This window comes from Thermodesulfobacteriota bacterium (assembly GCA_031082315.1).
Classification (GTDB): domain Bacteria; phylum Desulfobacterota; class QYQD01; order QYQD01; family QYQD01; genus QYQD01.
This window is the reverse complement of record JAVHLC010000016.1, coordinates 1-20,596: the sequence shown is the minus strand read 5'-3', so window position 1 is coordinate 20,596 and position 20,596 is coordinate 1. Positions and strand designations below refer to the sequence as shown.

Sequence of the window (20,596 nt, the reverse complement as noted above, 5' to 3'; positions counted from 1 at the left end):
TTATAACTACGCCTGTTTCAAAATACAAGAAACCCGCTCATAATGACGGGTGTCTGGCACTTATAACCCATTCCCCCGGCAACCGTCAATTTCTTTCTCTCTTAATGTCTTATATAGATAATAAAAACAAATAGTTATATATCGGGGTAGCCGCCCCGCCTGAACCCGAAAAAACTGTAAAATATTTTTTCTTGACAAAGACTCAAATGAATATTATAAAGCCCCGAAATATTAAATGGCATTAAACTTTAAGTTTACTTTTATTAAACCAAATATGCCGGGGGTATGAGTCTAAAAATAGGCGAAAAGTTAAGGCGGCTACGCTTGGCCAACAATCTTACTCTGGAGGAACTGGCCAATCGCGCCTACCTGACTAAAGGATATATATCACAATTAGAACGTGACCTTACCTCTCCGTCGATCACCACGTTGAAGGACATTCTGGACGTACTGGGAGAGGAGCTGGCTGATTTTTTTAAAGAGGCGTCGCCAGAAAAGGAGTTTTATCCCAAATCCAGCAGGGTTATCACATCTGATTCCACCGACACTTTAAGGGTGGAACTCCTTGTGCCGGGGGCCCAAAATCGTCTGATGGACCCGGTGCTGGTTACTCTTTCGCCCGGGGAAAAAACCTGGGAGGAAATTTCGCACGAAGGAGAAGAATTCGGCTTCGTATTATCAGGAACCGTAATGCTCCACCTGGATAAGGCCAAACATACGTTACATAAGGGTGATTGTTTTTACTTTAAGGCCAGCAAGGTACATCGTGTGGAAAATATCGGGAAGGGCATAGCAAAAATATTGTGGGTGGTTTCACCGCCCATCTTTTAGGTTGGTCCTTGCAGGGACACATTACTTTTTAGGGGAGGTAATGCAAATTGGAAAATATAGAATTTGGCTTTGGACAACATCTGATGGTGGACGGATATGGTTCTGACCAGGATAAGTTGACGGACATAAATTATATCTACGATTTTTTGAGTAACTATCCGGCAGAAATCGAGATGACCAAGATAATGCCGCCCTATGTATTCCGTTACTCCGGCGTAAGGCCGGAGGACTGGGGAATCTCGGGGTTTGTCCTCATTGCAGAAAGCCATATAAGTATTCATACCTTCCCGGAAAAACGGTATCTCAGTCTGGATATCTTCTCCTGCAAGGAATTTAATGGACAAAAGGCCATAGAAGATGTCAAGAGATTGTTTAGCCTTGAAAAGATAGAAATAAGGAATCTGGAACGGGGCCTGGAGTTCCCGAAAATCATCCGCAAGGTAGAAAACTTTATGCGTGACGAGAGGATGCAGATAAGCATCTAAGGAGATGACCGGCTTCAATTTCGGCGGATTACAAGACGATAAAACGCGCTTAGAATCCTCAAAAACAGTAATTGTACCGGTCCCTTATGACGGCACCACGTCGTTTCGGAGCGGCACCCGCGAAGGGCCTCTGGCTATTATTAGCGCCTCCCGTTTTTTAGAACTTTACGACGAAGAAACAGACCAGGACGTAAGCGAGGCCGGCATTGCCACATTAGGCGAGCTGGAACCTCTCGCCTCCTCGCCCGAAGCCATGATAGAGGCTGTCCGCGAGGCCTGCCTGCCACTCCTGCAACAGGGAAAAACGGTCGTAGTCCTTGGCGGCGAACACTCGGTCAGTCTGGGAGCCATAAAGGCCGCTTTTGACTATAAGCCATCTTTTTCCATATTACAATTCGACGCCCATGCCGATCTGAGAAATTCCTATCAAAACACCCCTGTTAGCCATGCCTGCGTTATGCGCCGGGCCATGGAATATAACCCCATTGAACAGGTGGGGATACGATCTCTCAGCCGTGAAGAGGCCGTATTTATAAAGGAAAGCGGGCTTAAACCATTTTATGCCCCCGCGGTGCTGGCCGATCGAGAGGCGGTCTTACAGGAATTATTGACCCGGTTATTGCCCGAAGTCTATATAACTATAGACCTTGATGTCCTGGACCCGTCCATCATGCCGGCCGTAGGCACCCCTGAACCGGGCGGCCTGGGCTGGTATGATTTGCTCTTTTTTCTGCGGCATATTGCCCGGGAAAGGCATGTTCTGGCCTTTGACGTCGTCGAGCTTTTACCTCAGCCGGGCAATGTGGCCCCGGACTTCCTGGCCGCCAAGCTTATTTATAAATTGTTAAACTATATCGGGCACTGAAAGCATTAATGAAATCCTAATCTCTAATCAATTCAGTATGGATGATTTTGTAAGAAGTCAAAATTACCGCAGAGGTCGCCGAGAACGCCGAGATAACATATCAAACAGTTTAAAGTTTTTCTCTGTTGGCTCTGCGTACTCAGCGGTAAAAAGGGAGGGAATCTTCAGGTTTGGATCAAGAGGATAAGGGTTTTTTAGACAAACTGCTCACCCTTTTCAAAAAAGGAGAAGAGCCCGGGGATATTGAAGATATCCTGAAGGATATCCGCCACCTGGTAGATGCCGGCAAAAAGCAGGGCCTGTTCAGCGAAGAAGAAAGAAAAATGATTGAGCGGATTCTAAGGCTCAAAAACACGACAGCCCTCGACATAATGATCCCGCGTACCGATATGCTCTGCCTGCCGATTAACACTCCCCTGGATGCCCTCGTCCGAATAATAATCGAAGAGGGACACACGCGTATCCCTGTTTATGAAGGAGATTTTGACCATATTGTGGGAATCGTCCATGCCAAGGACATCTTGAAATTCTGGAAGAAAACCGGGGAAGAAACCGGCATGAAAGATATATTGCGTCCGGCCTACTTCATCCCGGAAACCAGGCGGGTTGAAGAGTTATTAAAGGAATTTAAGGCCAAAAAATCCCACATGGCTATTGTTATAGACGAATATGGCACCACCGCCGGTCTCCTTACCATAGAAGATATTCTGGAAGAGATCGTGGGTGAAATCCAGGATGAATACGACATATCTGAGAAGATCTTTGAGGAAGTGGACAAAAATACCATATCAGTAGATGCCAAAATAGACATAGAGAAGATCGAACAGCGCTTCGATGTGGAGATTCCAGAGGGCAAATATCAATCAGTGGGAGGTTTCATAATAAACCTTGTCGGCCGCGTACCGGCCGCGGGTGAAGAAATCTCTTTCGGCCCCTTAAGGATGGAGATCGAATCCGCAAATGAACGCAAGATCGATAAGGTCAAAATAACCAGAACCCTTCTCAGCGAACAAGAAAAAATGGCCGACTCCCCGTAATGTAACCGTTCACCGTTGACCGTTCGCCGTTCACCGAAAAAACGCTTTTCGGGTCGCATAGACTCGACTCTTACGATTTCTTACGGACAACGGTAAACTGATAACGGTGAACGGATATACAGCGTAATTAAGGGATAAATGTATGGCAATATCCATCTCAAATGCCTCTTTTTCTCCAAGACAGTTCTTATTACCCGTCCTTTCCGGCCTCCTCCTTACCTTGAGCTTTCCCAAAATCGGCGCGGCGGCCCTGGCCTGGATTGCCCTTATCCCTCTTCTTATCGCTATAGACGGCGGCAGCCCAAGACGCGCCTTTCTCTCCGGTCTCATCTTTGGCCTGGTGCATTATTCCGGACTCCTCTACTGGGTAGCCGGAGTAATGTATAATTATGGTGACCTCCCCGTCACTGTCAGTGTGGCCATCCTCCTTCTCCTGGTTATCTACCTCTCCCTTTACACCGCAGCCTTTGCCTGCCTTATTGCTGTTACTAAAAAAGCCGGGCTGGACATAATCTTTACTGCGCCTGTCCTGTGGGTCTCTTTAGAGTATCTGCGGGCCAAACTCCTTACCGGCTTCCCCTGGGAAAACATCAGCTATACTCAATATACCAACCTGTACGTTATCCAGCTCTGCGACATCCTGGGGAATTATGGACTCTCGTTTTATATCGTACTGGTAAACGCCGCGCTGGCCTGCCTTGTTCATAGCCGGCAGGCCGGACAAAATCGGGCCAGGGCGTTTAAATTATACATACCGGCCCTTCTGGCCATCAGCCTGGTTTACTGGGGTTATGGCTTTTATCGATTACAGGACATCGAGAAAAAGATAAAGACCTCTCCCAGGATTCGGGCCGCTGTTGTCCAGGGGAGCATAAAACAGGACCTTAAGTGGAGCCCCCTCTGGCAGAGAGAAACCATAAATATATACGACGGCCTGAGCCGGGAGGCTACCAGGGGTTTCGACACGGATATTCTCATATGGCCGGAGACCGCGGCCCCATTCTATTTCCAGGACGGTGGCCCACTGAGTGATACTATCCTGCGGCTTACCGGCGATTTAAAAACAAACCTCCTTTTCGGCGCGCCAGCCTATGCCAAAGCAGAGGATGGGAAACCCCTGTACCTCAATAGCGCCTATCTCCTGTCAGCCAATGAAGGCGCCATACATCGATACGATAAGGTCCGCCTGGTGCCCTTTGGTGAATACGTGCCGGCCCGGTCGCTTTTACCCTTTGCCGGAAAACTGGTGGCCTCCGTAGGCGATTTTACCCCCGGCTGCTCTCTAAAACCCCTTACCGCAGCCCGGATGCGCATAGGTATCCTGATCTGCTTTGAGAGCATCTTCCCGGAACTGGCCAGGCAGCAGGTCCGCAACGGGGCCAACCTGCTGGTAAACATCACCAACGACGCCTGGTTTGGACGTTCCAGCGCCCCATACCAGCATATGTCCATGGCCGTCTTTCGGGCCGTGGAGAACCGCATCAGCCTGGCCAGAGCTGCCAACACCGGCATCAGCATGTTTGTCCGGCCCACCGGCGAAATCACCCAGGCCACCTCGCTCTTTACACCGGCCTTTTTAAAGGAGGAGATAGCCCTTGTCTCTGAAAAGACGGTTTACAATCAATGGGGGGAATTTTTCCCTGTCATTTGCTTTATTCTCGGTATAATGGTAATTTTCTACACAGGATGGAGGCTTAATCATGTCAATGGAACTTAAAAGCAGGATCGCGGACTTAAAGGCCAAACTAGAACAGTTACGAGGTCATCTTTGATCTAGACAATAAGACAGAGCGGCTCCGGGAACTGGATAAGATCATGGCCCAAAACGACTTCTGGGGGGACTCGGCCACGGCTGCCGCCATCCTCAAGGAAAGGGCCGCCATCCAGGCAGAGATCGGAGAGTGGCGCGCCAGCGCGGAAGACCTGGAAGAAACCGAGGTTCTCCTGGAACTGGCTATAGAAGAGGATGATAAAGAAACCGCCCGGGAGTCCGAGAAAAAACTTTTATCCCTGGAAAAGGCTATAGAACAGGCCGAGTTTAACCGGATGCTGCGCGGCGAACATGACCGCAGCAATGCCATAATGTCCATTAATTCCGGGGCGGGAGGCACTGAGGCGCAAGACTGGACCCAGATGCTCCTCCGGATGTACACTATGTGGACCCAAAGCAAGGGTTACCAGCTTACTGTTATCGATATCCTGCCGGGCGACGAGGCCGGGGTGAAAAATGTTACGCTTACCGTGGCCGGACCCTATGCCTACGGCTACCTGAAGGCCGAAATAGGCGTGCACCGGCTGGTGCGCATATCTCCCTTTGATGCCAGCGGGAGAAGACATACCTCCTTTGCCTCTGTTTCCGTATTGCCGGAACTGGATGAGACCATCGCCGTCGAGATAAACGAGGCTGATTTGCGGATAGACACATACCGGGCCAGTGGCGCCGGCGGACAGCATGTCAACAAGACCAGTTCGGCCGTCCGTATCACCCATATCCCTACGGGTATCGTGGTGCAGTGCCAGAATGAGCGCTCCCAGCATAAGAATAAGGCCACGGCCATGAAAATCCTGAGGGCGCGTCTTTATGAGAGGGAAAAGGCCATCCAGGACAAGAAAAAACAGGAAATCCATGACGGAAAAAAAGAAATCGCCTGGGGCAATCAGATAAGATCGTACATCCTGCAACCCTACCGCCTGATTAAGGATCACCGGACAAATCTGGAGATAGGCAACATTGATGCGGTACTAAATGGTGATTTGGACCCGTTTATCAGCGCCTTTTTGTTGAAGGGGCCTCAGACCTGAGACCCGTGTGTGTACGACCGGGCGGAACAGACAGATAGGCCGTCTCTGTATCCCGGACATACTTTTGAATCCCGTCGGCCAGGTGTTCGGCTATGTCATTAAGGTATCCTTCATCCTTCAGGCGGTCCGCCTCCTGGGGGTGGCTGAGAAATGAGATCTCCACCAGGACAGAGGGCATCTGCGCGCCGATAAGTACAAAGAAGGGGGCCTGTTTTACCCCCAGGTTATTAACCTGCTCATATCGCTTGGTAAGACCGCTTACCAGGCAGTCCTGCACGTACTCTGCCAACCGGCATGATTCGTTGATCTTACAGTTCAGCATAAGGTCATTTAATATCTTCTGAAGGTCGCTTATATTCTTTGTAGAAGTGGCATTTTCACGGGCAGCGACACGCATGGCATCATCATCCGAGGCCAGATTCAAAAAGTAGGTCTCAATCCCCCGGGCCTCCGTGTTAGGCGCAGAATTGGCATGAATAGAGACAAAGAGATCGCCTTTTCTGGTATTGGCAATGGCAGTGCGCTCTTCCAGCGGCAAAAATGCGTCCTTGTCCCGGGTTAAGATAACACTGCACCGCAGCCGTTCCTCGATCTTCTGTTTAACCTTCCTGGTGACTTTAAGGACGATATCCTTTTCCTTAAGCCCGTTGATTCCTATAGCCCCGCAGTCTTTACCCCCGTGTCCGGGGTCCAAGACTATCCTCCGCACACCCAGACCCAACTGCTGGGGAAGCGTCAACTGTCCGGGGTCTTTCTCTTTTCCCTTCTCCGCCCGCCCGCCGATGATGTCGATAACGATGCGGAAGGGATTCAGCAGGTAAAAGACCTTATATTTCTTAAGCGATTCGATATCCAGAACCACCCTTACGGTATCCTTCTTATACTGGCCGGCGCGCACATAGCGGAGCAGGCCATCCATGACCGGAATGGGATCCCGCAGATTGGGGCCCAGGCGGCTCTGGAAGATATCAATATAAAGCCGCTTTGGCTTTTTGATGTCAGGATCTTTCTTCAGCAGATGTTCCTTGAACGGCGCCTGGTCTTCCGCATCAATGACCACACGCGTGTAATCGGAGTTGGACCAGGCTCGAATATCTTTGACCTCGCGCAGCCCTTTAATAACCGGTGTTCTTTCAAGTTTCGGCCTTTCTTCGGCCTTGGCGTCCGCCGCCATCTTTTCAGCCGGCGCATTATCCTCAGGCCTGCCGATCTTGGCCAACAAGGCCCCGGCCTCTTTAGCCCGGGGGCTTTTCGGGAAGCGGTTGCACAGCCTCTCATACATATCGATAGATGCAGAGAGGTCTCCCGGTCTCCCGGAATAACGGTAAAGCTCCTGGTATATACCGGCCATCATGTAGAGGCATTCAGGCGCTGCCGGGCCATCGGGTTCATCCGAATATATTTTCTTGAATTTATCAATATGTTCCAGCCAGATCTGGCGGTATTTGGCGCGGGGCGAGGACTTAAAGTCCGTGTAATCCCGTTTCGCCCTTACGTATGCATCCTGAGACGAAAGGGCCCAGGAAGATGCCGGACTAATGCCTCCGGCCGGTATAAAAAACCACAAGAGCAAAGACCAGCAAACGATATATATAAAATAACCCTTCCGCATACCCTTACCCATTTATCTTTAAGATCGGCTTCCTTTTATATAATTTCAAATTCCAAAATCCAAAGTTCAAATGAAATCCAAATGACTAAATGTCAAATCTGAGCATTCAGCTTTCAGCATTCAGCTTTGAACTTCTTTACCCATCTCTGCGGCCTCTGCGTGCTCTGCGGTGAATATCCGGTCACTTTATCTGTCTCTGGAGTTCATTAAGGAGATTCAGGGCCTCGAGCGGCGTAAGGGACGCAATATCGATGCCCTTCAACATACGAAGAATCCTGCTCTCGTCATCGCTGAACAGACCCAACTGGACCGGGCCCTTATCCGGCATCCTCTTCACCGCAGTCCCGAACTCATTACCCTCGATCTTCTTTAATATCTCTTTGGCCCGCCTGACCACATCTTCCGGCAGACCGGCCAGCCGGGCCACCTGGATCCCGTAACTGTAATTCATGCTCCCTGGAACCAGCCGATGCAAAAATATTATCTCTTCGTTCCACTCCTTTACTGCAACATTGTAATTTTTGACATTCTTATAGCTATGGGCCAGTTCCGCCAACTCGTGATAATGCGTGGCGAACAGAGTCCGGGCCCCTTTTTCTCCCTTATCCAGCAGATACTCCGCCACCGCCCAGGCAATGCTCAACCCGTCGAACGTACTGGTGCCGCGGCCTATCTCATCCATTATGACCAGGCTTTTTCCTGTGGCATTGTTCAATATATTTGCCGTTTCCATCATCTCGACCATAAACGTGCTCTGCCCGCGGGCCAGATCATCCATGGCCCCCACACGGCTGAAAATACGGTCCACCAGGCCGATCGAGGCCTCCTCCGCCGGGACAAAGCTCCCCATATGGGCCATAAGGACAATCAGGGCCGCCTGCCGCAGGATAGTGGATTTACCCGCCATATTGGGCCCGGTAATAATCAGCATCTGGTTTTGGTCATTGTCCATAAGCACCGAGTTCGGCACAAATCGCTGTCCCTTCAAGGTGCGTTCGACGACCGGATGCCGGCCGTCGCGGATCAAGATGGCATCGCTGTCGTTAACCTTTGGGCATACATATCCATGACGGTCTGCGTTTTCGGCAAAAGAGGCCAGGACGTCGAGTTGGGCCGTGAGATGGGCGGTCTTCTGTATGCGCGTGGTCTCTGCGGCCACCCGCAGGCGAATCTCCTGAAAGATGCGGTATTCCAGGTCAGTCCTTTTCTCTCCGGCCGTGAGCACCTTTTCTTCATAATCCTTGAGCTCAGGGGTTATAAAGCGTTCTGCGTTGACCAGGGTCTGTTTGCGGATATAATCAGCGGGGACGGATGAAAGGTTGCTTTTTGTCACCTCAATGTAGTAGCCAAAGACGCGGTTAAATCCCACGCGGAGATTGGATATGCCTGTCCTGGCCCGTTCCGTCGCCTCCAGTCTGGCAATCCAGTCCTTCCCATCTCGCTGTATGGAAATAAGTTCATCCAGGGCCGGGGAATAACCTTCCTTTATCATGCCCCCTTCCCGCAGACCCAGGGGCGCGTCCTCCCTTATGGCTTCCTCAATAATCCGGGCCATATCGCTGAGAGGGTCAAGGCCTCCGGCCATCTCCTTGAGAAGGTCGCTGGTCCCGGAAGGGATCAGGGCTATGAGATCAGGCAGTCGCAGGAGGGAACTCTTCAGGGCCAGAAGGTCACGCGGCGTGGCATTCCCCAGGACGATGCGACCGTTTAGCCGCTCCAGGTCGTAAAACTCGTCAAGGATAACCCGGATTTCACGCCTGGCCGAATGATGGTCCTTAAGCACGGAAACCGCCTCCAGACGTGCCTGTAACCCGCGAAGGTTTCTTAGCGGATAATCCATCCAGCGGCGTAACATACGGCCGCCCATGGAGGTCATGGTAATGTCCAGGGTGTCGAGGAGAGAGCCCCGCCTTCCGCCTGCCCCCGGTCCATGCGCCTTTTGGGTGAGTTCCAGGTTCCGTCGCGTGGTGTCATCGATAATCAGATAGTCGCCGGTAAAATGGGGCGTGGGCCTCTGGATATGGTCCAGACCTGCCTTCTGTGTCTCCTGTACATACTGAAGAAGCGCTCCGGCGGCCTGAATGCCGATCGACATATGCTCACATCCAAAGCCCTCCAGCGAGACGACCTTAAAGTGTCTGAGCAGACACTCACGGGCGGCATCCGGCGCAAAGGAGGCGTCATCACGGCCGGTGAAGGCCTTTCCCCTCCGGAAGCCCTCCAGAAATGAATACCCCCCCGCTTCTTCTATCTTATTGGCCACAACTATCTCCGCGGGATTCAGGCGCGCTACCTCATCCAGGACAGAGCTAACATCATCAGGTTCAGATTCCGTCAGGCGAAATTCACCGGTGGAAATATCGAGTGAAGCCAGGCCGGTTTTCTTTTCTCCGGGATAGACAGAGACGATAAAGTTATTAACCTTATCCTCAAGCATGTCTCCGTCAATGACCAGGCCGGGGGTAACCATACGAACCACTTCCCGTTTGACCAGGCCCTTTGTCTCTTCCCCGTCCTTCTGCTCACAGACAGCCACCTTAAGTCCCTGAGAGATAAGCCTGTTGATATAGCCTGAGGCGGCATGATAAGGGACCCCGCACATTGGGACCTTTTCCTCTGCGTTCTTGTTGCGGCTGGTGAGGGCGATATCCAGGAGCTTCGACGCCTTTATGGCGTCATCAAAAAACATCTCATAAAAATCGCCCATACGATAGAAAAGGATGGCATCCTGGTAATTCTGTTTTATCTCCAGGTACTGCTGGATCATGGGGGTGATTTTGTTAATCATACTACATTTAAATTTGCCACAGAGGACACAGAGATCACAGAGAAAAATATTTTTTGTAACACTTTAGCTGTTTGAAAAGAGCTTGTCGTCCAGAAAATGGCGCCTCAAAAATCCCCCTTAATCCCCCTTTTTCAAAGGGGGAAGTGCTTCTCCTCCCTTTGAAAAAGGGGGGTTGGGAGGGATTTTAAAATACTTTTTGAAGCTCCCCGCTGCAAGCACCGAGGAATGCGCTCGCTATGCATGTTCAACAGCTAAGCTGATACATTTTTGAAATTTTTAGTCTTTCTCTGTGTCCTCTGTGCCCTCTGTGGCTAAGATTATTTTGTTTTTAGAATTTTCTAATACTGATACCGCAATTCCAGCCAAAAAACAACCCACGCCTTATCACTCAAGGGATATCAACTCTATATCCCCCCAGGCCCCGATCTTATCGCCTGCAATTATTACCACGCCGGATATTTCTCCTATATCTTTAGCCAGAGACAGCCCGCGGTCTATATCTCTTTTTCCTTTAACTACGTTGCCTACCGCCGTAGCCGCAGCATCGGCCAACGCCGTGCATCCGGCCACCACCGTAACGGCATCGGCCTTGCCAAAACTTAGGGAGTGACCCACCGTACCGGAGGAAGTGCAGGCGCCTACAGGCATCTGACCGGCCGGGACGGCTATGCCGACCTTGCCGCTTAAAGGAGACCCTCCGGCAAAAATGCCTATCCGGGCCTCACTCCGGGTGGCGACAAAGATATCCCCGCCATTTTCCACGATAATTTCTCCGGTCTTCCCGCGGTCCAACAGGTCGCGGCCCACCCTCCCGGCAATGGCTCCGGCCACCGCCGCCATAGGGCCGACACCCGCACGCTGCCCGGCCTCTATCATCTCCCGGACAATGGGCGGCGCCAGTATATCCTGAGGAACAGGAACCAGAGAGGTAAAGAAATCCGGATGCTTGACAATATAGGATTCCAACTGGTGGCGATAAGACAGGACTAATTCTTCGGTCTCGCCGGTCAGGAGGCTCTCCGCCTGGATGTGAAGGTCGGTCTCCTTGACCTGCACCTGAAATACAACCAGCCCCGGAGCGCTGATCCAGGATCGATAAAATCTCTTTTGGTACTCATGCGGCAGCATGTACTTTACACCTGGAAATCCCCCTGTATCCCCCTTTTCCAAAGGGGGAATTGATGGACCTCCGTCCTCTCCCAAGGAGAGGCTTGACGGATTCCCCCCTTTAGTAAAGGGGGTGAGGGGGGATTTGTCGAATCCATGTATTTAAATGCCATTGTAATAATTATGCCGAATTTGCTGAAATGTCCAGCCCATTGATAACAAACACCCGTAGATTGAGAAATAGTTTGACAATTCCGATAGATATAGCGAAGATATGAGAGCCGTAATCGAAGGAGTAAACTCTGAGCCTTCAGCCAGAGTTGGTATATCTGCATTGTGTCTATCCCGCCAAATCGGGAGTATAAACGCAATGCGTTTATGAACGAGCTACGCAATATGACTTTTGAATAACAAAAAAGATCAGGATAAAATACTATGAAACTTTTTAAGAAAAAACTAACCGAACAAGAAACAGCCTCTCATTTTGTGCTTTACATAATGAAAGAGGCTCAAGACGCATGGCCAACAATTTACAAAAGCCTCAAAGATTCTTTTAAGGAAAAAATCGTTGTAGAAGATGAAAAGATGGCCGCATTTGATTTGGCACTTGCGGCAATCGCACAAGATTTGCAAGCTGTCAAGAATTTATTCCCACAAGACCAAGCGGAAAGAATTGAAAAATGGGTTTTGAAGTGTATTGATACAGAAGATTGGGGCGAATATGCGGTTGATGAAGTAAAACAGTATGGAGAAAAATTTCAAAAAGATATTCAGAAGATAAATGCCGGGGGCGATCCTTTGAGTGCCATTCCCGCCCGTTTGCTTCATCGCTGGCTAGGCAAAAATATTCAAAACTTTGATGTAGAGATGAATGGAGAGAAGACAGGGATTATCAACCCCGTTCTTCTTATGATGGTTTCTGGTACGCTTTCCGCTTTTCTTGGAAGTTGGAAAAGGTTAAAAGACAATTTTAAAATAATTGAGGGGGATATACCTTTAGATGAAAATCCGGGCGGTTTGAAAGATTATGTGCCCGAGCCGGAAGAGAATAAACCAGACGGAACTATCCAATATTACGATGAAAACGGGAATCTTAAAGAGAAATGGTTGCCGCCAGAACAAATAAAAGAGTTGTTAAAGAAAGGTGGCGCAAAAAGACTTTATAAAATTCTTATAAAAGGTCCTTGGGATGGTGTTAAAGAAGCTCTTTGGGAACTTTCTGACGAAACCGTTGAGAAGTTTGTTGATGAAAAAGGTTATGCTTATGCAATTTGCGCTTACGAAAAAGGAGAACCGAGGTACGCTTTGACGGAAAAGAGAATGTGGGAAAGAATGGACGAGGTGGAAGAAATAATGATGAAGCCGAATTTATCACCAGAACAAAAGCAAGAAAAAATAAAGAAAATGTTGGATAGATGACCCGTTTATGATTAAGTATAAAGAAGTCATATCATACAGCGTATAACACGGCATATAAGTAATGGCGTGGGTTGTAGCGGTTATGGCGTTTGTAGCCCGCATCAGTTTTCTGCCAACTTGATAGTAAAGTACCCCGTAACCCGCCACTACTCATATGCCCAACCGATAGGCGCAATTGCCAGATTTTGATTGGAGAATATTATGGATAATACTAACTATCAAGGATTCGTTAAGCAAGCAGAACGAGGAGAAATACTTATTGGAATCGAGCCTGCTCTAGCCAGAAAATTCTTCACCGATACTGAGCATAAGGCTATTCAACAAGAAATTGGAGAAGCGTTATTCATAGAACGTTTCTTTGTCAAGGCAGTTTGGTTACTTGAATTCATCTCTCTATTAGCTGGTGTTGTTGCAAGTATCTTCGCTTTGGGTTGGTATAGTGCTATTGCCATTCCAGTTATGATTGTTGGCGTCTTTATTTTAGGTGGTAAGGCTTCAATGGGAACACAGAAAATCGGTGGTGCCGTCTTTCTTGTCATTTTTTGCTTTTTTCTTGCTTTCTATTTTAGAGAAAAAGGACCAGCATTATTTCTCTGGTTGGTTTTATTACCAATGCCATATTTTTTTGCTCGGTTGACCTATAAATTGGCAACTTTTTTTCTTCGTGCACTTTCGCTTAGAAATGAGAAGGTTTTTAACTTGCTATATGACAAGGCAATATTTTTGAAGAAGGTATAAAAAATGGCAACTGCGCCTAACAGCGGCACAAACGGAGGACTCAAGACCTGCTGATTTTGTCTGTGCCGCACACGTTGGCTGACATGCCGTCAAACTGATATGAAAACAATACGACCCAGAACAGCATCCACCTTGCCATTCGCCGGTGCTATTTCGTTCAAGGACTTTCAAAGAGGAATCAAGCCTTTTGACTTCGTGGGTTCTTTGATGTCGCTGCAAACGTTGAGCGTGTTGATGGGCAATCAAGTTTGGGTGAACATCAACCTTGAGTTCGAATTCCATGCAAGCAGAAAAGTAAAGCATCAAATTCTACTATCAAAGGATTTCATCTCGTTCCTTGCAAAACAGGTTGTCCTGTACTGTTCGCAGACAGGAACGCAGTTGAATGAATTGGACTTGGCAAACCTCCTATTTAAGTACGGCAACCTCGAAACAGATCTAAATTATGTAAACCCAGCCGAAGAAGATAGCTGGCTATGGGTTTTGCGTGCAACAAATCATCAATGGTCTTATCTCCGACTCCCATCGTCGATACTGGGAAGATATGTCTATCTATTTGAACGTGTTTTTGCAGACAACGACTTGAAGAGGGAAATCAATCAAAGCCTAAACATCAGCCTATTTGATCTCCTAAGAATTGGGTTTTCAATTCTTGCCGGGTTTGCTGTCTCACCGGATGGTAGATTGGCATCAACGTCGTTTGAAATAAGCCGATACACCAATACACAGATAGAAGCCCTAAAACCACTGCTAACGCAGGAGAATTTAAACAAGTTCTTTGATATCTTTGCCACTGACAAAAAGCATTTCTGCGAGGCAAATAAGCAATACCGACTGGCAAGTCCTTTACTGAAAAAGTACGAGTTTAACCCGCTCAAAAGATACCCTATTATCATTACCGATTCAGATAAAGATAATGAGAAATACATCATTCCTTCACTGGCGGACTTTCTTTATGCAACCACCGAGGGCCTTTATTATGTCCTGCTGGACAAGCTTCAGGAGGAATATAAAGCGAAATTATTTCGCCTCTTAGGAGAAGCCTTTGAAACATATGTGGGTGAGCTCATAACGTTTTACAACTTAGACCTTTTCTCCAGGGCTCGGCTAATAGGCGAACAAACCTATCGCGTTGGTCGAAATCAAGTACGGAGCGCCGATTGGCTGTTGGTATCGGATCAAACCATTTTTCAGATCGAATGTAAAAAACGAAAACTGAACAGCTATGCCAAGGCGGGGGTTGAAAGCAAAGACGGAAAGGGGATTAAGGCGTTTCTCAAAAACGTGGCCGAAGGACTCGATAAATTCTACAAGAAAGAAGACCATATAAGACAGGGCCTATTGAACGGGATAACATATGGAGGACAGAAGTTCATCAATATCATCGTCTATCTGGATGAGATGTTCTCCCTTAACCAGTACGGAAGAAACGAAATAAGAAAACACATGAAAAACGAGAGGGATGACTTCTATATCTTAGGGTGCTGGGAGTTTGAACTATTATGCCAGCATTCAAAAAACAAGACGCTTAACTTAGAGAGAGCATTGAGAGACCTCATGAGCAATAGAACAGAAATTTATTACATAGAATTTCTTGATAATATCTACAATGATTTCTTTGACGGTTTGACGATGTAGAAAACTTGTGGAGGAGATGAGGCCCTTAAGATTCTAAGGAACTCAACGTCCATAAATTTATAAGTTTCTTAACCGTAGGAGGGGCGGGACGCCCTTAAATTTATAAGTTTCTTGTTGCTCGTATTTCTTCATTTGAAGGGAGGACGTGTGTTCGATACCTCGGAAGATATTTATTCCATAAATATGGAAGATGTCCAGAATGTAGCAGAGGAAGAGCTTGGGAGAGAACTTTCGGAATCGGAGTTGAACATGCATAGCGAGCGCATTCCCCGCTATTTGCGGCGGGGTTAGCGAGCGAATACGATGCATTTTACCTTGCATACGGAGATTCCCCGCAGCTTGCTGCGGGGAGCTTCAAAATCATAGAAGATAAGATCGGTGATTATATAGATTGGTATGGTGCCATATATTCAGCTATACAGAATGAAGTTTTGAACGTTACTGAACATCCTGCGTCGGAATAGACGAAGTCGTAAAATACGTAGCAGCTTAAATTTATATGTTAAGAGAAATGTATGGAACTAGAGGGAATAAGGGATAAAATAAGCAGAGGGGAATACCGCTACTCTGACCATGCCGTAAAAAGGATGATCAAACGGTCCATTGATCGCGCTGAGATAGAAGAGGCCGTATTATCAGGTGAGATTATCGAAGAATATCCCGATGATAAATATTCTCCGAGTTGCCTTGTTTATGGGAGAGCGAGATCCGGCAGACATCTTCATGTTCAGCTTTCCATCCCTCCGACTGTTGTCATAATTACAGCTTATGATCCTGATGAGACCGAATGGATAGATTATAGAGTTAGGAGGAAAAAGAAATGAGATGCGTTTTCTGCGGCGGTGAAACAAAGAAAATGTTGGTAACCTTCAATTATGAAGAGGAAAACAGGTATTTTCTTGTCGAACATGTACCTGCTGAGGTTTGTGATCGTTGCGGTGAGAAGACTTATTCTCCAGATGTTACTGATGAATTATTGAAATTCGCGAAAGACAAATTTAAACCGGTTAAAAAGCTGGAGGTCCCTGTTTTTGATTTTGCTGAAGCTTCTTAATGGTGGAGACCATCAGCGACCAGTTAACATGAATTTGCCCGTAACGGCAGATAACAGAGTGCTTGAGGTCGACACCCAAAGGCTTGGCCCTTCTCAAATACTCAAAATGTTATCTGAAAGCTGCCGGTTAAAGGAATATAGTATTATTAGTCAGAAAAGAAGGCAGCTTATAAGCGCAGTAGGCGAAAGAAGAAATGAAAAAAAGTAGATTTCCGAAAGGATGGGATGAAAAGAGGGTGAAGAGAATTCTTGCCCATTACGAGAAACAAACCGAAGAAGAAGCCGTGGCTGTGGCCGAGGATGAAGCAGCATATGAAGATAAGACCCAGACAATAATAGAAATCCCTGTTCAGTTAGTCTCTACAGTTAGGGCACTTATAGCAAAACATCGAGCATTACGGCATCCGAAGACAAGAGCGGATAACAGCGGATAAAAGGAAAATTCTTGGAACAAATGATATGTGAAATTTGTGGAAAAGAGGGAGCGCGCGTCCGGCGGGTTGCAAGGACCTACGGTAAGGGCAAGGACATCTTGGTTATAGAAAATGTTCCTGTGGTAACTTGTCCTCACTGCGGAGAGAGCTACCTTGATGCGGAAACGCTTCACGAAATTGAGCGCATAAAGCTTCACAAAAAGAGTTTTGCGGAAAAGCGCCAAGTTCCGGTTGCTCACTTTGCATAATTAAAAGGGACGCACCCCACTGCGTATAACAACCGGCTTTGCAGCTCCTTTATTGGACTTCGAGTTGGTAAGATCGCAAAAATGGCCTATGGCACATTCGCAAAGCCTTGAACGTTATCGCCGGGTTTCGCCTTATTCTACCGTAACACTCTTGGCCAGATTGCGCGGCTGGTCAACATCACAGCCCCTTAAGACGGCTATCTCATAGGCCAGGAGTTGTAAGGGCACGGTATAAAGGATGGGCGCCATCTCCTCGGACACCTTTGGCAGGAACAGGGTATGACTGGCTAACCCCCCCACTTTTTCATCCCCCTCATCGGCCAGGGCAATGACTATCCCCCGCCTGGCCATGACCTCCAGCACATTGCTTAAGACCTTGTCATAGACCGGCGAAGCAGGGGCCAGGGCCACCACCGGCATGGCCTCATCGATTAAGGCAATAGGCCCGTGCTTCATCTCGCCGGCCGCATAGCCCTCGGCGTGGATGTAAGATATTTCTTTGAGCTTTAAGGCGCCTTCCAGGGCAATGGGAAACATATAATTACGGCCCAGATAAAGAAAATCCCTCTTCTTGTAGAATTCCAGGGCCAGTTCCTTTACCGCCGCATGTATATTTTTGATATTATCTTCGAGAAGCGGGGGGAGGTCTATGATGTCCTTAATCATAAGCCGGGCCTTTTCCTTTGAGATAACCCCCCGCACCCGGCCCAGATAGATGGTCAGGAGGTAGAGGGCGGTCAATTGGCTGGTAAACGCCTTGGTCGAGGCCACGCCTATCTCCGGACCGGCGTGGGTGTATATCGTCCCGTGCGATTCCCGGCTGACCGTGCTCCCCACCACATTGCAGATGGATATAATTTTGGAGCCCTTTTCTTTGGCTATACGGAGTCCGGCCAGGGTGTCCGCGGTCTCGCCGGATTGGGAGATGGGGACGGTCAGTGTGTCTCCATCTATAAGCAAGGAGCGATACCTGAACTCCGAGGCCAGATCCACCTCGGTGGGCAGGCCAACCCATTTTTCCAGATAATATTTGGCCAGCAGGGCCGCATGCCAGGAGGTCCCGCAGGCCACAAGCATTATGCGCCTGATAGCCTTCAGTTCTTTTTCCGACAGGTCTATCTCCGGAAGATAGGCCTCGCCCTCTTCTCCCGATACCCTTCCCCTTACGGTATTTAAGATGGCCTGCGGCTGCTCGTAGATCTCCTTGAGCATAAAGTGTTTGAAGCCGGCCTTTTCGGCCATGGCCGCATCCCAGGTTATCCTCTCCGCCTTCTTCTTTACCTCTTCCCCGGTAGCCGCCTTTTTTATCTGTATCCCATCCCGGCGCACGATAACCATCTCACCATCGTCCAGGAACATAACATCCTTGGTATAACGCAGAAAGGCAGGTATGTCCGAGGCCAGGAAATACTCCCCTTCGCCCAATCCCAATACCAGGGGGCTCTGGTAACGCGCCGCCACCAGGACTCCGTCCTGAGTGCACATCGCGGCCAGGGCATAAGAACCCTCTACCTCCCGCACCGCCCGGGCCACCGCCTCACTCAGATCGCCTGCAAAGTATTTCTCGATAAGATGGGCCAGGACTTCGGTATCTGTGTCTGAACGGAATTCATGGCCTTCCGCCTTTAGGTTCTCCCGCAGGCTGAAATAGTTTTCAATGATGCCGTTATGAACTACCACCAGCTCGTTCTTGCAGTCCGTATGCGGATGGGCGTTCCTTTCATTGGGGACACCGTGGGTAGCCCAACGCGTATGACCAATGCCGGTAAAACTGGCCTCATCCCTCTTCCCGTTTAGTTTAAGGTCCAGGTTTTCCAGTTTGCCCTCGGCCCGGCTAATATTTATCTTGCCATCCTTAAGATAAGCTATGCCCGCCGAATCATAGCCGCGGTACTCCAGCATCTTGAGGCCATCCAGGAGAACCGGTATCACCCTCCTGTGGCCCACATAACCTATTATCCCGCACATGGAATTATCCTCTCCATCTTCCCCCGGACCTAACGTGATCCCCGGCCGAAAAGCACAATTTTAATAGTCTTTACCACAATTAACAAGTCCATTACCACAGACATGTGTTTGATATAATAAAGATCGTACTTCAACTTTTGCAACGCATCATCCTCGGATGCCCCATAAGGATAGAGAACCTGCGCCCAACCGGTTATCCCCGGTTTTACTGTGTGTCTTTGATCGTAGTAGGGCACGCTTTTTCTTAATTCATTTACAAAATGAGGCCTCTCCGGACGGGGCCCCACAAAGCTCATATCTCCTTTAAGGACATTCCACATCTGGGGTATCTCATCGATTCTCAGGTTACGTATAATCCTGCCTACCCGGGTAATGCGCGGATCATCTTCCTGCGCCCAGACCGGGCCGCTGTTCAGCTCCGCATCTGTTCTCATCGACCTGAATTTATAGACCTTGAATATCCGGCCATTCTCACCTATCCGCTCCTGCTTAAAAAACACCAGGCCTCTGGAATCAAGCTTAATGGCTATGGCGGTAATCAATATAACCGGCGCAGTTATTAACAGGCCGGTCGATGCAAGGGCAAATCCCACAAGCCTTTTCGTCACCCGATGCAGGGGCGTCTTCTCAAACCCCTCGGAAAATATGAGCCAGCTCGGGTTAATCTTTTCTACCAGGATCTTGCCCGTCAATATCTCATAGAAGGTCTCGCCTTCTATAACCGGGGTGCCGTTCATCCGGCAATCCAGGAGCTCGGCAACCGGAAGCGCGCCTCTTCTCTCGTCCATAGAGACCACGATCTTGTCAACTTTTTCCTGTTCGACAAGCCTCTTTAAGTCCCGGATATCCTCAAAAATAGGAATTTCTGTTTGCGATGTCCTCTCCCCCCTGGCCATCGGGACCAAGCCCACTATCTTATAACCTGAATCCGGTTTCTCTCCCAGCTCCGCTAAGATGTCTGCGGCCAACCTGCCGTTTCCCACCAGTAACAGCCTTTGCGCAAACATATTCTTGCGTAATATTAAATTGTAGATAAAGCGCCAGGAAGTGACCAAAAGAACCAGGAAGGCCAGGGTAATAAAAAAAATACCCCGCCCCATGATGAGCTGCGGGAATATATAATAGATTACGGCGAGACCGATAGAAGCCACCCCAAGGGCATGGAGGAGGCGGATACCCAGTTCCAGAAAGGTATCGGTAACTTTTAGATCATAAAGATCAAAGTAATAGAGGCTAACCTGGCAGACCAGGGTAATTAGAAAAATCTTGCTCCATATCAGATTATCCCCCAGCCATCCGTCATCCAGTCCTCCAAGGCGAACCATGGCGGCCAAAATGACGGACAGAAAAATAAGGCCGCCCTCACCAACCACAAAGAGGACGTTCCTGATGGGATAGTACTGGTTGAATATCTTGATCATAGCCTAACTCAAATCTCCCTAGTCTCCAGACGGGCGGTCAGCACTCAGCTATCAGCGTTCAGCTTAATGTGTTGTTTGTTTTGTTTTTTTGCTGATCCGCCTGAGCAACTGTGTTTTTTGTCAAGCGGTTTTTAAGCATGGTTGCCATA

19 protein-coding genes are annotated in these 20,596 nt (G+C 48.6%); 14 read left to right on the top strand and 5 right to left on the bottom strand.

Features of this window, described 5'->3' with window-relative positions; genetic code table 11:
• The first annotated feature begins 285 nt into the window (after window positions 1-285).
• From RDU59_11965 to prfB, 6 genes are all read left to right on the top strand, one after another.
• A complete protein-coding gene (locus RDU59_11965; GenBank protein MDQ7839193.1) occupies window positions 286-831 on the top strand; it encodes a cupin domain-containing protein in 546 nt (181 codons plus the stop codon).
• Window positions 832-878: 47 nt separating this feature from the next.
• Entirely contained in the window at window positions 879-1,316 is a 438-nt protein-coding gene (gene speD, locus RDU59_11960; GenBank protein ID MDQ7839192.1) for an adenosylmethionine decarboxylase, read from the top strand.
• Window positions 1,317-1,320: 4 nt separating this feature from the next.
• Window positions 1,321-2,181: an agmatinase gene (speB, locus tag RDU59_11955; protein ID MDQ7839191.1), complete on the top strand. Its 861-nt coding sequence runs from the start codon at window positions 1,321-1,323 to the stop codon at window positions 2,179-2,181.
• A 170-nt stretch (window positions 2,182-2,351) separates the two neighbouring features.
• On the top strand, window positions 2,352-3,218 hold the full coding sequence (locus RDU59_11950; protein ID MDQ7839190.1) for a hemolysin family protein: 867 nt from the start codon (window positions 2,352-2,354) through the stop codon (window positions 3,216-3,218).
• Window positions 3,219-3,360: 142 nt separating this feature from the next.
• Window positions 3,361-4,935, top strand: coding sequence for an apolipoprotein N-acyltransferase (gene lnt / locus RDU59_11945; protein MDQ7839189.1), 1,575 nt, complete (start codon window positions 3,361-3,363; stop codon window positions 4,933-4,935).
• A protein-coding gene (gene prfB, locus RDU59_11940) for a peptide chain release factor 2 (protein ID MDQ7839188.1) occupies window positions 4,919-6,020 on the top strand; the annotation gives its coding sequence in 2 pieces (ribosomal slippage) (window positions 4,919-4,987 and window positions 4,989-6,020; 1,101 coding nt in all). Before lnt ends, prfB begins: the two co-directional genes overlap by 17 nt.
• Here the strand turns inward: prfB and RDU59_11935 are convergent.
• The 3 genes from RDU59_11935 to RDU59_11925 all read right to left on the bottom strand — a co-directional run bounded on the left by RDU59_11935 (window position 5,986) and on the right by RDU59_11925 (window position 11,548).
• Window positions 5,986-7,632, bottom strand: a complete 1,647-nt coding sequence (locus tag RDU59_11935) for an N-acetylmuramoyl-L-alanine amidase (GenBank protein ID MDQ7839187.1) — start codon at window positions 7,630-7,632, stop codon at window positions 5,986-5,988. The two genes, prfB and RDU59_11935, sit on opposite strands and share 35 nt — an antisense overlap.
• Before the next feature lie 181 nt (window positions 7,633-7,813).
• The gene (gene mutS, locus RDU59_11930; GenBank protein MDQ7839186.1) at window positions 7,814-10,417 is read right to left on the bottom strand and encodes a DNA mismatch repair protein MutS; all 2,604 of its coding nucleotides are present in this window, start codon (window positions 10,415-10,417) and stop codon (window positions 7,814-7,816) included.
• Window positions 10,418-10,804: 387 nt separating this feature from the next.
• Window positions 10,805-11,548 (bottom strand): UPF0280 family protein, encoded by a 744-nt coding sequence (locus RDU59_11925; GenBank protein ID MDQ7839185.1) that lies wholly within the window; start codon window positions 11,546-11,548, stop codon window positions 10,805-10,807.
• Between the two features lie 414 nt (window positions 11,549-11,962).
• Here RDU59_11925 and RDU59_11920 point away from each other — a divergent pair, with 414 nt between their 5' ends.
• The 8 genes from RDU59_11920 (at window position 11,963) to RDU59_11885 (ending at window position 17,058) form a co-directional block, all read left to right on the top strand.
• Entirely contained in the window at window positions 11,963-12,946 is a 984-nt protein-coding gene (locus RDU59_11920; protein MDQ7839184.1) for a hypothetical protein, read from the top strand.
• Between the two features lie 201 nt (window positions 12,947-13,147).
• On the top strand, window positions 13,148-13,684 hold the full coding sequence (locus RDU59_11915) for a hypothetical protein (protein MDQ7839183.1): 537 nt from the start codon (window positions 13,148-13,150) through the stop codon (window positions 13,682-13,684).
• A 234-nt stretch (window positions 13,685-13,918) separates the two neighbouring features.
• Complete coding sequence (locus RDU59_11910; protein MDQ7839182.1) at window positions 13,919-15,322, top strand: hypothetical protein; 1,404 nt, start codon at window positions 13,919-13,921, stop codon at window positions 15,320-15,322.
• Window positions 15,323-15,469: 147 nt separating this feature from the next.
• Complete coding sequence (locus RDU59_11905; GenBank protein MDQ7839181.1) at window positions 15,470-15,613, top strand: hypothetical protein; 144 nt, start codon at window positions 15,470-15,472, stop codon at window positions 15,611-15,613.
• Window positions 15,614-15,837: 224 nt separating this feature from the next.
• Complete coding sequence (locus RDU59_11900; protein ID MDQ7839180.1) at window positions 15,838-16,146, top strand: DUF4258 domain-containing protein; 309 nt, start codon at window positions 15,838-15,840, stop codon at window positions 16,144-16,146.
• Window positions 16,143-16,376, top strand: coding sequence for a type II toxin-antitoxin system MqsA family antitoxin (locus RDU59_11895; protein MDQ7839179.1), 234 nt, complete (start codon window positions 16,143-16,145; stop codon window positions 16,374-16,376). The genes RDU59_11900 and RDU59_11895 overlap by 4 nt, the downstream gene beginning before the upstream one ends.
• 194 nt (window positions 16,377-16,570) lie before the next feature.
• Complete coding sequence (locus RDU59_11890; GenBank protein MDQ7839178.1) at window positions 16,571-16,810, top strand: hypothetical protein; 240 nt, start codon at window positions 16,571-16,573, stop codon at window positions 16,808-16,810.
• A gap of 20 nt (window positions 16,811-16,830) precedes the next feature.
• A complete protein-coding gene (locus RDU59_11885) occupies window positions 16,831-17,058 on the top strand; it encodes a type II toxin-antitoxin system MqsA family antitoxin (protein MDQ7839177.1) in 228 nt (75 codons plus the stop codon).
• Window positions 17,059-17,190: 132 nt separating this feature from the next.
• Here the strand turns inward: RDU59_11885 and glmS are convergent, their stop codons facing one another.
• On the bottom strand, window positions 17,191-19,026 hold the full coding sequence (gene glmS / locus RDU59_11880) for a glutamine--fructose-6-phosphate transaminase (isomerizing) (GenBank protein ID MDQ7839176.1): 1,836 nt from the start codon (window positions 19,024-19,026) through the stop codon (window positions 17,191-17,193).
• A gap of 29 nt (window positions 19,027-19,055) precedes the next feature.
• Window positions 19,056-20,447, bottom strand: coding sequence for a TIGR03013 family PEP-CTERM/XrtA system glycosyltransferase (locus RDU59_11875; protein ID MDQ7839175.1), 1,392 nt, complete (start codon window positions 20,445-20,447; stop codon window positions 19,056-19,058).
• Between the last annotated feature and the right edge of the window lie 149 nt (window positions 20,448-20,596).

Excerpts from the sequence above, each read along its gene's own strand:
- RDU59_11965 (MDQ7839193.1), top strand. The coding sequence starts at position 286 with ATGAGTCTAAAAATAGGCGAAAAGTTAAGGCGGCTACGCTTGGCCAAC.
- speB (MDQ7839191.1), top strand. The coding sequence starts at position 1,321 with ATGACCGGCTTCAATTTCGGCGGATTACAAGACGATAAAACGCGCTTA.
- lnt (MDQ7839189.1), top strand. The coding sequence starts at position 3,361 with ATGGCAATATCCATCTCAAATGCCTCTTTTTCTCCAAGACAGTTCTTA.
- RDU59_11935 (MDQ7839187.1), bottom strand. The coding sequence starts at position 7,632 with ATGCGGAAGGGTTATTTTATATATATCGTTTGCTGGTCTTTGCTCTTG.
- RDU59_11925 (MDQ7839185.1), bottom strand. The coding sequence starts at position 11,548 with ATGCTGCCGCATGAGTACCAAAAGAGATTTTATCGATCCTGGATCAGC.
- RDU59_11920 (MDQ7839184.1), top strand. The coding sequence starts at position 11,963 with ATGAAACTTTTTAAGAAAAAACTAACCGAACAAGAAACAGCCTCTCAT.
- RDU59_11915 (MDQ7839183.1), top strand. The coding sequence starts at position 13,148 with ATGGATAATACTAACTATCAAGGATTCGTTAAGCAAGCAGAACGAGGA.
- RDU59_11910 (MDQ7839182.1), top strand. The coding sequence starts at position 13,919 with ATGGGCAATCAAGTTTGGGTGAACATCAACCTTGAGTTCGAATTCCAT.
- RDU59_11900 (MDQ7839180.1), top strand. The coding sequence starts at position 15,838 with ATGGAACTAGAGGGAATAAGGGATAAAATAAGCAGAGGGGAATACCGC.
- RDU59_11895 (MDQ7839179.1), top strand. The coding sequence starts at position 16,143 with ATGAGATGCGTTTTCTGCGGCGGTGAAACAAAGAAAATGTTGGTAACC.
- RDU59_11890 (MDQ7839178.1), top strand. The coding sequence starts at position 16,571 with ATGAAAAAAAGTAGATTTCCGAAAGGATGGGATGAAAAGAGGGTGAAG.
- RDU59_11885 (MDQ7839177.1), top strand. The coding sequence starts at position 16,831 with ATGATATGTGAAATTTGTGGAAAAGAGGGAGCGCGCGTCCGGCGGGTT.
- glmS (MDQ7839176.1), bottom strand. The coding sequence starts at position 19,026 with ATGTGCGGGATAATAGGTTATGTGGGCCACAGGAGGGTGATACCGGTT.
- RDU59_11875 (MDQ7839175.1), bottom strand. The coding sequence starts at position 20,447 with ATGATCAAGATATTCAACCAGTACTATCCCATCAGGAACGTCCTCTTT.